This is a genomic window from Nitrobacter sp. Nb-311A, from assembly GCF_000152905.1.
Taxonomy (GTDB): domain Bacteria; phylum Pseudomonadota; class Alphaproteobacteria; order Rhizobiales; family Xanthobacteraceae; genus Nitrobacter.
This window is the reverse complement of the sequence record NZ_CH672421.1, coordinates 178,108-188,100: the sequence shown is the minus strand read 5'-3', so window position 1 is coordinate 188,100 and position 9,993 is coordinate 178,108. Positions and strand designations below refer to the sequence as shown.

The following is a 9,993-nucleotide window of genomic DNA, read 5'->3' as shown; positions in this document are numbered from 1 at the left end:
GGCTCGCAAATTTGACCCCGTATCGGCGTTCAATTTTGACCCCTTCGCGCGGCGTGGTTTGAGGGTAGCGCTCGACTCGTCGGAGCTGGCCGGGATTGCGGAGACGAGACGAGCGCGGGTGGCGTGATCGTCGTCGCGGCTTTTGAAGCGCCAGCTGTCGTTACCGGTTTCGACGATGTCGCAGTGGTGGGTCAACCGGTCGAGCAGCGCGGTGGTCATCTTGGCGTCGCCGAACACGCTGGGCCATTCGCCGAAGGCGAGATTGGTGGTGACGATGACGGAAGCACGCTCGTAGAGCCGGCTGACGAGATGGAACAGCAACTGGCCGCCGGATTGGGCAAAGGGCAGATATCCGAGTTCGTCGAGCACGATGAAGTCCATCCGGGTCAGATGTTCGGCAAGCCGGCCCTGACGTCCGTTACGGGTCTCGATCTCGAGGCGATTGACGAGGTCGACCACGTTGTAGAAGCGACCGCGGGCGCCGGATCGGATGCAGCTTCTGGCGATTGCGATGGCCAGGTGGGTTTTGCCTGTGCCGGTGCCGCCGACGAGCACGACGTTGCGCTGCTGGGCGATGAAGCCGCCGCCGGCGAGATCATTGACGAGCGTCTGATTGATCGGCGTGCCTTCGAACTGGAAGTCATCGAGATCCTTGGCCAATGGCAGCTTGGCGATGGTGAGCTGGTACTTGATCGACCGCGCCTGCTTCTCGTTGATCTCGGCGCTGAGCAGGTCGCCGACGATGTGCTGAGGTTCGTGCTGGCGCTTGACGGCCGTCGCCATGATCTCGTCGAAGGCAGCCCTCATTCCGTAGAGTTTGAGCTCACCCATGAGGTCGAAGATTTGGGTTCGTTCCATCAGATGGTCCTCCGGAGGTTGTCGTAACGGGCGCAATCGGCGATCGGCGCATGGCGGAGCGTCAGTGCCGCCGGCGTCATAATGTTGGCCGGTGCAGCGGGTTCGCGTTGGCGAGCCAGGATGTTGAGAACGACGTCAGCGGAATGAACGCCATGAGCGATCGCCTCGGCGCAGGCGGCTTCGACCGCCGACAAACCGTCCGTCAGCACCGCATTGAGGATGTCGACCATCTGTCGATTGCCGTCGTCGGTGCTGGCGAGCCTGCGCCGGATCCGTTCGATCGCGGCCGGCAACACCCAGTCCTTGAAGGGTGCGCCGTTACGTAAGGCCCCGGGTTTGCGCGCGAGCACCGGCACGTAGTGCCAGGGATTGTAGGTCGTCTCGCCGCGTCCGAACGATCGCGGATGCTCCGCAACGATGCGCCCGTCCTGACGGATCACGATGCGATCGGCATAGGCTTGAACTTCGACCGGGCGCCCGACGGCGCTGGCAGCGACCGAGTATTTGTTGTTGTCGAAGCGCACCAGGCAGGTCTTCGAGACCGATGCCGGCACCGCGTGGAATCCGTCGAACCGGCCAGCATAGGGAACGAGCTTGGGCCGCTCGGCTTCGAACACCTCCCAGACCGTCTGTTCGGCCAGTTCTGGATGTCGGTGCGCCTTGGCGTAGGCGATGCACTTATCCAGAAGCCACGCGTTCAACTCGTCCAGGGTTTTGAACCGCAGCCGTGGCGTGAAGAACCGTTCCCGGACCAGCCCGACCTGGTTCTCGACCTGACCCTTCTCCCAGCCCGACGCCGGCGTGCAGGCGACCGGATCGATCAGATAGTGGCTGCACATCTGCAGGAAGCGGCGATTGTAGCGGCGATCCTTGCCCGACGAAGATCGTCTCTACCGCCGTCTTCATGTTGTCGTAGATGCCGCGGCTGCAGGTACCCTTGAACAGTGCGAACGCCCGGTCGTGGGCGTCGAATACCATCTCCTGCGTCTCCCGCGGATAGGCCCGCACGAACAGCATGCGGCTGTGGCACAGCCGGACATGAGCGACCTTCACGATCGCCGTCACGCCGTTGAGGAGAACGATCTCATGGCTCCAGTCGAACTGGTAGGCTTCGCCCGCCGCAAAGCTCAACGGAACATAGGCCGCCGCGGTCGATTGCCCGCGCTCCTTGCTCCAACGCCTGGCGTAACGCCGTACGGCATCGTAGCCGCCGTCATAGCCGCGTCCGCGCAACTCTTCGAAGATCCGGATCAGCGTCAGCTGTTCGCGAGCCGATTTGGCCGCGTTCGCCGCCAGCAGTTCATCAAGCTCCGCCGCCCAACGCCCGAGTTTGGGGCGCGGCTGGATCGAACGCTCATACTCGAACAAGGTCTTGCCCGACCTCAGCACCTTCCGGACCGTGTTCCGCGACACCTTCAGGTCACGGGCGATCTCCTTGATCGTCTTGCCCTTGATGAAGTGTTCGCGCCGTATCCGCGCAATCGTCTCCACGATCAGCATCCCCGACCACCTGCTTCATGACAAAGCAGGCAGCGCAACAGCCAACCTGTAGGGGGTCAATTTTGGACGCCGATCCCCCGGCTTACGGGGTCAATTTTGCATGCCGAATGACACCATTTTCTTTGAACTCACCAAGCCGCTGCCTTCGAGCACGCTGAGATGCTCGACGAACGAAGGCAGCGCCATAGCAAACGGCGCGGCCAGTTCGCTGACAGACGCTGGACTTTCGCTTAGCCGCTCCAGCACCTGCCGCCGCGTCGGGTCGGCGAGTGCCCGGAACACACTATCGATCGGTTGGAGTGCGGGGGCGGCACTCATTGACTAGACCTTTCCTCCAATAGCGCCACGATCCTACAGGTATGACACAGTTAGGGCAATACCTAAGTGAATTGGGCATGCTTCAATAGAAACGTTTTAGGACCTGACGCGGAAAAATAGGTTGATTCCTAAGTTCTTTGCCACGAACGGCGGGCACCGTGCGAACTTCCGGCCCTTGGATGCAGCGCGATGGCGAGGTGCCAACGTGTGCGAACCGCCACGAGCTATTCCATGCCGACCAGCAGGTTTTCGAGGTTTGCGATGAACCGTTGCCAACCAAATTGAGCGCCCTGATAGCCGCCTTCGTCTTCTGGCCGGAAACCTGATTGCTCCATGCGAAGCAGAACCCCATTCTGCGTCGGAGTGAGCGTCCAAGTGACGATTGTCCTTAGGCCTGATTCACCCTCACCCGCCGCGTTCCAGCTGTAGGCGAGGCGTCTGTTCGGCTCTACGGCCAGCACCTCACAATCGACCACACCGTTCCAGTGCGGCACAGGAGTAGTGCGGAAATTGAAACGGCGACCAACGACCGGCTCAAAGTCGTTCTTCATCAGCCATTCCTCCAACAACGCACCTTGCGTCAACGCACGCCAGATCTTTGCGGGAGGGTGGCGTATCTCACGTTCAACGATGACCGAGCGTACGGCCGCGTGAGCTCCGCTCATCAATTCCTCCCTCAAATGGGATCCCAGTTGATCAAGATGTCCGCCCCGGGGCGCGATTAAGGCTCCCTTACAATCGAGGGGTTCAAGCTTGAGGGGTGCCTGATCCGATCACGCGCTCGAGATTCGTAAAGAGCCTCTCCCAACCATAGCTCGGCCCCTTCGCCTCATCTTCGGACCGGAAGCCCGACTGTTCCATCCGCACCAAGGTCGCGTCGCCGTCCACGCGGGTCAGTGTCCAGGCCACAACTGTCTTCAATCCCTGTTCTGCCTCTTCTCCAGAAGCGTTCCAGTCATAGAGGAGCCGCTTGTTAGGTTCGACAAACAAGACCTGGCCATCAATGATGCCGTTCCAGTGAGGCCTCGGCTTTCCGCGAAAGTTGAATCGATGCCCTGCTGCCGGCTGAAAGTCGTTCTCATACAGCCACTGAGCGATCAGCGGAGCTTCGGTCAGCGCGCGCCAGATCCTTTCCGGCGGATATGGCATCTGTTGCTGAAAGACGATTGAGCGCAAAGAGTCGTTCTTCATTGGTCCATCCTGTTCAGTAGGTCTTCGAGGCGATCGAACCGGCCCTGCCAAAAGGCGCCATAGTGGGCCATCCAGTCGATAAGGGGCGCGAGGCCTTGCAGCTCCGCTCTGTAGTGAGTTTCCCGCCCCGCGCGCCGATCACGCACCAGGCCGGCAAGTTTGAGGACTCCAAGATGCTTCGAGACGGCGGGCTGCGAGACGCCCGCTTGGCTTGTCAGCGCATGGACGGTCTGCTCCCCGTCACGGGCCAGCCGCTCAAAAATCGCCCGCCGCGTCGGGTCGGCCAGGCTCTTGAAAATGGCATCGGCAGCAGGGTACATGGACAATCCATAACCAAGCAGATATGAATATACTGATAACCGGCCGGCTATGGTTGAGTCAAGCCCGTTGGGCGCGACCTTCGACTGGCTGCCTCGCAGTGGCGGGCCGAGCTCGGCGCGTGGAGGGAGAAGGACGGGATGAAGGGTGCGCTTGTACTTGTGCTGCCGCTGTTCGTAGCCTACTCAACGGTCGTGGAATCGCGCGGCAGCGATGCCTCGCAATTGGAGCATGCGAGCCAAGCGTTGCTCGATGCCGTCACCAGCGGTGACAAAGCCGTATTCGCCCAGACGCTTGATCCCGAGGGCCTCTTCTCAGACGAAGATGGCAACGTGCGCACGGGCGCGGCAGTCGTTCAGGAAGTGCGTGGCTTGCCGTCAGGCTATTCCGGAAATTTGCGGATGGTCGATCCGCGTGTTCGCATTCTCGGCGACGTGGGCATCGTAGCATTTGACGTTGCTGAAACACTTGAACTGTTCGGCCAGCGCCTAAGCACGCGCTTCCATACGACTGACGTCTATCAACGCACCGATGAGGGTTGGCAGCTCGTCGCATCGCAAATGTCTGTACTCCCTAGGGAGTTGTCGCGCGCCGCCGTCGATCCCACCGTATTCGATGACTACATCGGGACATATCGGCTGTCTCCGGAGATCAGCGCGCGCATCTGGCGCGAGGACGATCAGTTTTTCATGCAGCGCACCGGACGCGCGCGTGAAGAACTGATTCCAATCGGCAATGATCGGTTCGTCCGGGCTGGAGCGCCCAGAGGCGAGCGATTCTTCCGCCGCGACAACGGGGGCAAGGTGGTCGCGCTCGTCGACCGACGTGACAACAATGATCTCATCTGGCGTAGAGATTGATCGGAGTGAAATACCATGGTTTCGGCGGCGTCGAAGTTCGATAGCTCTCGTGCCGAAGAGTATGCAGAACAGAGTCGTATTGCGCTCGCCGGTTATGAGGCCTGTCATGAGCTGGCGGCCTGCTTGTTGTCCAGCATCCTGGGGCGAGGTAGCCGATGCCATCTTCTTGTCGTGGGCGCTGGCGGCACCGGTCAAGAAATACTGGTGGCGGGCCGCCTTGAAGGAGACTGGCGCTTCACAGCGATCGATCCCTCAGCGCCGATGCTGCAGGGTGCGCAGGCAGCAATCGAGGCCGCCGGTCTGTCTGCTCGCACCGAGTGGCACTTTGGACTAGTGGAAAGTTTGAGTGCGCGCGAGCCCTTCGATGCCGCAACGCTCATCGGCGTGTTGCATCACGTGCAGGGTGACGAAGCCAAACTATCCTTGCTGAGAGGCATCGCCTCTCGCCTGAAGCCAAATGCGCCCATCATTCTCGCATGCAACCGCGGAACCTATGCTGATCAACCGCTCTTCCTCGACGCCTGGGCGACGCGTTGGCGCATGGCCGGAACACCTGAAAGCGAAATTCAAGGCAAGATCGGAAAAATTCTTCAAGGTGCCGATCCGCCGGCGTCGAACAAAGCGATCGCGAAGCTGCTTGAATTTGCGGGCTTCAAGGAGCCCAGGCTGTTCTTCTCGAGCCTGTTCTGGGGCGCGTGGATCGCCAGATGCGACGGATGAATATCGCATGAAGCAACGTTTCCGAAAACAAATGCAATACCACGCAGCACGCGAAGCAGTTGGCAGCCAACCTCATCGTGGAGCGTGCGCAGCCATGATCCTATGCACGATCGCGCTCGCATCGGGTGGCGTGGCGAATGGCCAAGAATGGAAGCGGCCCGATAGTCCGTTCGTGATTGGCGAGGCCTGTCCCGATGTCGTAGCCACCTGCGAGACGGCAAACTACTGGATTTACCATGCCCCGCAGATAGACGACCGCATCAGCTTCGCTATCGAAGGTAAGCTTGTCGCAGTCGGGTGGGATGGCGCGTTGGCTTACCTCGTCATGTGTCAGAAGCCGGGGGTTCAAGTGTTGTGCGTCACATACAGTAAGGACGGACGGGAAGTCGGCGATACGGTTCTTTTCGGCGGAGGATACAACAGAGCCGGTGAAAGTCAGATCATGTTGGACCCGTGCCTTGCTTCGAAGGGTCACCAGCAATCATTTCTTAACGTATCCAGAGGGCCGCTGCGCGAATATCCAACACATCTGACAAACAGCGGGTAGAGGTCATCGACGACGATCCCTTAAGGTAGCGGCCCCTTCGGCGACGAAGCCATTGGCGGTCTCGGTTACTACGCACCTTGAGGCAACCTAGGCGGCGCATCGGTCGTCGGACCAGGCAACTTTCTATTTCTACGCCATGCTATCCGGCTCCCCGAATGCCAAATTTCTTCCCTTCCCTTTCGGAGTCTATCGCGCTCATTTCCTCGGAAGGAAAAACCGAGGAGATGCTGATGGCTGACCGCAATGGCGCCCCAATCCGGCGAACCATCCGTCGGCAACAGCTGCGCGAAATGGTGCCGCTTGCCGACAGCACGATCTACGAGATGGAGCAGCGCGGCGAGTTTCCCCGCCGCTTTGCACTGTCCCCAAGATGCGTCGTGTGGGACCTGGCCGAAGTCGAGGCCTGGCTGGCCGCGCGGCGAGCGTCACCGGTACGACGCGCACAGCATCCCGATGTCCGCCAGCGGCGTGCCCGCCCGGTCAGAGAGCGGGATCAGGCGCAAGGAGAGGCATCGAAGGCGGGATGAGCACCGGCACGTATTTCTCGCCCGCCACCCACGCATCGACGATGTTCGACCACTCTTGCAGCATATGCCGGCGCTGCACCTCGTACTCGGCCTTGTTGTAGACGCCGCGCGAGGAACGGCCCTCCTCATGCGCGAGGCACTTTTCGATCCAGTCGCTGTTGAAGCCGAGCTCGTTGAGCAGCGTCGATCCCGTCCGGCGCAGGTCATGCACGGTGAACGGCTCGAGCGGCAGCCCTTCCTTCTTCGCTTGTTCCACGACGAGATAGGTGACGCGGTTGAAGGTGGCCCGCGACATCGGCGCATCGGCATCGTAGCGCGATGGCAGGACGTACCGTGAATTGCCCGCGCAGGTCTTGAGGGCGATGAAGATGTCGAGCGCCTGGCGCGAAAGATAGACGTTGTGCGCCTTGGAGCGCTTCATCCGCTCCTTCGGGATCGTCCAGACGGCGTTCTCGAAATCGATCTCGTCCCACACCGCGTCCTGCAGCTCGCTCTTCCGCACCATCGTCAGCAGGATCAGCTTCAAACCGAGACGGATCGTCGGCAGCGTTGCGACATTCTCGAGCTGCTTGAGCATGATCCTGATTTCGGTCGGCGACAGCGACCGGTCCCTCGGGGTGAAATGAGCGATCGCCGAGGGGCCGACCTCATCGGCCGGATTGGCGACCTTCTCGCCGTGGAGGATGGCGAAGCCGTAGATCTGCTTGACGATGTCGCGGACGTGCAGCGCCGTCGCCGGCGCGCCGCGGTCGACGATGGCACCGCAATGTGCCCGCAGGTCGTCCGGCGTGATCTCCGTGAGAAGCCGCTTGCGCCACGCCGGCAGAAGCTCACGCTCGAAGATCGCCCGGCGCATGGACCGCGTGCTGTCGGCCATCGGCGCTATGGTCAGCCATTTCTCGCCGAATTCGCCGAAGCTCTTCGCCTCGAGAAGCCGCCGCTTGGCGCGCTGCTTTTCAAACGCGGGCGAGCGCCCCTCCCGGATCATGCGCTTGGCGTCGATGCAGAGTTCTCGCGCTCGCGCGAGCGAGATGCCGGCCTTGTCGTACCTCCCCAGCACGACGGTCTCGCGCCGCCCGTTCAGACGGTAGTCCAGGCGGAACGACACCGTTCCCGTCGTGCTCACCAGCACATACATACCGTCACGGTCGGTGACCTTGTACGGTTTCTCCTTTGGTTTCAAGTTCTTAAGCGCCACGTCCGTCAGCATTCCGCACGCCTCTCGACCCACAATACCGTCAGCCATTTTTGGGCCGCCGATCCGGCTATAATCGACAATCTTTCAACAGCTTAGCTCACAAAAAATACCGTCACCGGCCATCCGGACAGTGACGGTAGCGGCAGGAGTCGGACTTGGCAACGGTATCGTGCACCGTCAGGCGGTCCGTCGGCGCCAATCTTAGCGGGCCGATAGATGCCGAACGCCAATCGACGCTTTTCTATCTAGATCAATATGTTAGATGGAAATCGCGGGATACTGCAGGATACCCTGGGCGGGCCCTGAATCATTCCCACTCGATTGTGCCGGGCGGTTTTGACGTCACGTCATACACCACCCGATTTACACACTTGACCTCATTGATGATCCGTGTCGCGGTCGTGCCGAGGAATTGTGCGTCGAACGGATAGAAGTCCGCGGTCATGCCGTCGGTCGATGTCACCGCGCGCAGGCCAACGACATAGTCGTAGGTGCGGCTGTCTCCCATCACGCCAACCGTCTTCACCGGCAGCAGCACCGCGAACGCCTGCCAGATCTTGTCGTAAAGCCCGGCCTTGCGGATTTGGTCTATGTAAATGGCGTCTGCCTCGCGCAGGATGTCCAGCTTCTCGCGGGTAATCTCTCCGGGACAACGGATCGCAAGCCCGGGTCCCGGGAAGGGATGGCGGCCGACGAAAATGTCCGGCAGGCCGAGTTCGCGGCCGAGCGCACGCACCTCGTCCTTGAAAAGTTCGCGCAAGGGTTCGACCAGCTTCATGTTCATGCGGTCAGGCAGACCGCCGACATTGTGGTGCGACTTGATCGTCACCGACGGCCCGCCGGTGAACGACACGCTCTCGATCACATCCGGATACAGCGTACCCTGCGCCAAAAACTCCGCACCCCCGATCGTCTTCGCCTCCGCCTCGAACACGTCAATGAAGAGACGACCGATGGTCTTGCGCTTTGATTCCGGATCCGTAACCCCGGCAAGCTCGTCCAGAAATTGTTTCGATGCATCAACGTGGACCAGTGGGATGTTGTAGTGATGGCGGAATAGATCCACTACCGTCTTGCCTTCATCCTTCCGCAGCATACCGTGGTCGACGAACACGCAGGTCAATTGATCGCCGATCGCCTCGTGGATCAGAATCGCCGCCACCGAGGAATCGACGCCGCCGGACAGGCCACAGATCACCCGGCCCTTGCCGACCTGCGCCCTGATCTTCCCGATCGCCTCCTCGCGAAACGCGCGCATGGTCCAGTCGCCTTTCAGCCCGGCGACCTTGCGGACGAAATTGCGGATCAGTTTTGCACCGTCGGGCGTATGCACCACCTCGGGGTGAAACTGCATCGCGTAGAACTTGCGCGCGTCGTCGGCGATCACCGCGATCGGCGAGCCCGGCGCCTTCGCCACGGCGCGAAAACCATCGGGCAGCTTGGTCACCCTGTCGCCATGGCTCATCCAGACATCGTATGCGCCGCCCTTCTCCCAGACGCCGTCGAACAAGGCGCAGGCGTCAATGACCTCGATGGCGGCGCGGCCGAATTCGCGATGATGCCCGGCCTCGACAGCGCCGCCGAGTTGCCGGGCCATGGTTTGCTCGCCGTAACAGATGCCGAGCACGGGTACGCCCGCCCTGAGAATCGACATCGGCGCCGCCGGCGCATCCCTGTCGAGCACGGATGCCGGCCCGCCGGACAGAATCACCGCCTTCGGCTTCATCTCAAGAAAGGCGGCTTCCGCCTTCTGAAACGGCACGATTTCGGAATAAACGCCCTCTTCCCGCACCCGCCGCGCGATCAGTTGCGTGACCTGGGAGCCGAAATCGACGATCAGAATCTTGTCGTGCGCGGAGGTCACGTCGGCAGAAGGATCAGACGCTGACGCAAACGCTTTGCTGGAAGCTGTCATGGCAAGCAGATACGCGACCGGCCAAAGGGCCGCAACCGCCA

Annotated in this window: 11 protein-coding genes and 1 pseudogene; 4 read left to right on the top strand and 8 right to left on the bottom strand. The window is 61.0% G+C overall.

All coding sequences use genetic code 11. The annotated features are described in order from the left end of the window. From istB to NB311A_RS17935, 6 genes and pseudogenes are all read right to left on the bottom strand, one after another. The coding region (istB, locus tag NB311A_RS17960) for an IS21-like element helper ATPase IstB (protein WP_009797880.1) at positions 1-858 on the bottom strand (858 nt) is incomplete at its 3' end. After that, positions 858-2,358 (bottom strand): annotated as a pseudogene (gene istA, locus NB311A_RS17955) (IS21 family transposase). The gene istB and the pseudogene istA, both read right to left, overlap by 1 nt. Positions 2,359-2,448: 90 nt before the next feature. Next, a complete protein-coding gene (locus tag NB311A_RS17950) occupies positions 2,449-2,676 on the bottom strand; it encodes a helix-turn-helix transcriptional regulator (RefSeq protein WP_009800033.1) in 228 nt (75 codons plus the stop codon). A gap of 224 nt (positions 2,677-2,900) precedes the next feature. Beyond that, complete coding sequence (locus tag NB311A_RS17945; protein WP_009800032.1) at positions 2,901-3,341, bottom strand: SRPBCC domain-containing protein; 441 nt, start codon at positions 3,339-3,341, stop codon at positions 2,901-2,903. Positions 3,342-3,423: 82 nt separating this feature from the next. Continuing rightward, entirely contained in the window at positions 3,424-3,867 is a 444-nt protein-coding gene (locus NB311A_RS17940) for an SRPBCC domain-containing protein (protein WP_009800031.1), read from the bottom strand. Beyond that, complete coding sequence (locus tag NB311A_RS17935; RefSeq protein ID WP_009800030.1) at positions 3,864-4,187, bottom strand: helix-turn-helix transcriptional regulator; 324 nt, start codon at positions 4,185-4,187, stop codon at positions 3,864-3,866. Before NB311A_RS17935 ends, NB311A_RS17940 begins: the two co-directional genes overlap by 4 nt. 138 nt (positions 4,188-4,325) lie before the next feature. Here NB311A_RS17935 and NB311A_RS17930 point away from each other — a divergent pair, with 138 nt between their 5' ends. The 4 genes from NB311A_RS17930 (at position 4,326) to NB311A_RS17915 (ending at position 6,839) form a co-directional block, all read left to right on the top strand. Next, a complete protein-coding gene (locus tag NB311A_RS17930) occupies positions 4,326-5,045 on the top strand; it encodes a nuclear transport factor 2 family protein (RefSeq protein WP_009800029.1) in 720 nt (239 codons plus the stop codon). 15 nt (positions 5,046-5,060) lie between these two features. Beyond that, positions 5,061-5,765, top strand: coding sequence for a cyclopropane-fatty-acyl-phospholipid synthase family protein (locus tag NB311A_RS17925; protein WP_009800028.1), 705 nt, complete (start codon positions 5,061-5,063; stop codon positions 5,763-5,765). A 7-nt stretch (positions 5,766-5,772) separates the two neighbouring features. Next, a complete protein-coding gene (locus NB311A_RS17920; protein ID WP_131522936.1) occupies positions 5,773-6,312 on the top strand; it encodes a hypothetical protein in 540 nt (179 codons plus the stop codon). Positions 6,313-6,542: 230 nt separating this feature from the next. Beyond that, positions 6,543-6,839, top strand: a complete 297-nt coding sequence (locus NB311A_RS17915) for an AlpA family transcriptional regulator (RefSeq protein WP_040675941.1) — start codon at positions 6,543-6,545, stop codon at positions 6,837-6,839. Here the strand turns inward: NB311A_RS17915 and NB311A_RS17910 are convergent. Then, positions 6,793-8,049: a site-specific integrase gene (locus NB311A_RS17910; RefSeq protein ID WP_009800025.1), complete on the bottom strand. Its 1,257-nt coding sequence runs from the start codon at positions 8,047-8,049 to the stop codon at positions 6,793-6,795. The genes NB311A_RS17915 and NB311A_RS17910 overlap by 47 nt on opposite strands. A gap of 295 nt (positions 8,050-8,344) precedes the next feature. Further along, positions 8,345-9,952 (bottom strand): glutamine-hydrolyzing GMP synthase, encoded by a 1,608-nt coding sequence (guaA, locus tag NB311A_RS17905; protein ID WP_040675858.1) that lies wholly within the window; start codon positions 9,950-9,952, stop codon positions 8,345-8,347. Positions 9,953-9,993: the final 41 nt, after the last annotated feature.

Coding starts and splice junctions, on each gene's coding strand:
- NB311A_RS17950 (WP_009800033.1), bottom strand. CDS start 2,676: ATGAGTGCCGCCCCCGCACTCCAACCGATCGATAGTGTGTTCCGGGCA.
- NB311A_RS17945 (WP_009800032.1), bottom strand. CDS start 3,341: ATGAGCGGAGCTCACGCGGCCGTACGCTCGGTCATCGTTGAACGTGAG.
- NB311A_RS17940 (WP_009800031.1), bottom strand. CDS start 3,867: ATGAAGAACGACTCTTTGCGCTCAATCGTCTTTCAGCAACAGATGCCA.
- NB311A_RS17935 (WP_009800030.1), bottom strand. CDS start 4,187: ATGTACCCTGCTGCCGATGCCATTTTCAAGAGCCTGGCCGACCCGACG.
- NB311A_RS17930 (WP_009800029.1), top strand. CDS start 4,326: ATGAAGGGTGCGCTTGTACTTGTGCTGCCGCTGTTCGTAGCCTACTCA.
- NB311A_RS17925 (WP_009800028.1), top strand. CDS start 5,061: ATGGTTTCGGCGGCGTCGAAGTTCGATAGCTCTCGTGCCGAAGAGTAT.
- NB311A_RS17920 (WP_131522936.1), top strand. CDS start 5,773: ATGAAGCAACGTTTCCGAAAACAAATGCAATACCACGCAGCACGCGAA.
- NB311A_RS17915 (WP_040675941.1), top strand. CDS start 6,543: ATGGCTGACCGCAATGGCGCCCCAATCCGGCGAACCATCCGTCGGCAA.
- NB311A_RS17910 (WP_009800025.1), bottom strand. CDS start 8,049: ATGCTGACGGACGTGGCGCTTAAGAACTTGAAACCAAAGGAGAAACCG.
- guaA (WP_040675858.1), bottom strand. CDS start 9,952: ATGACAGCTTCCAGCAAAGCGTTTGCGTCAGCGTCTGATCCTTCTGCC.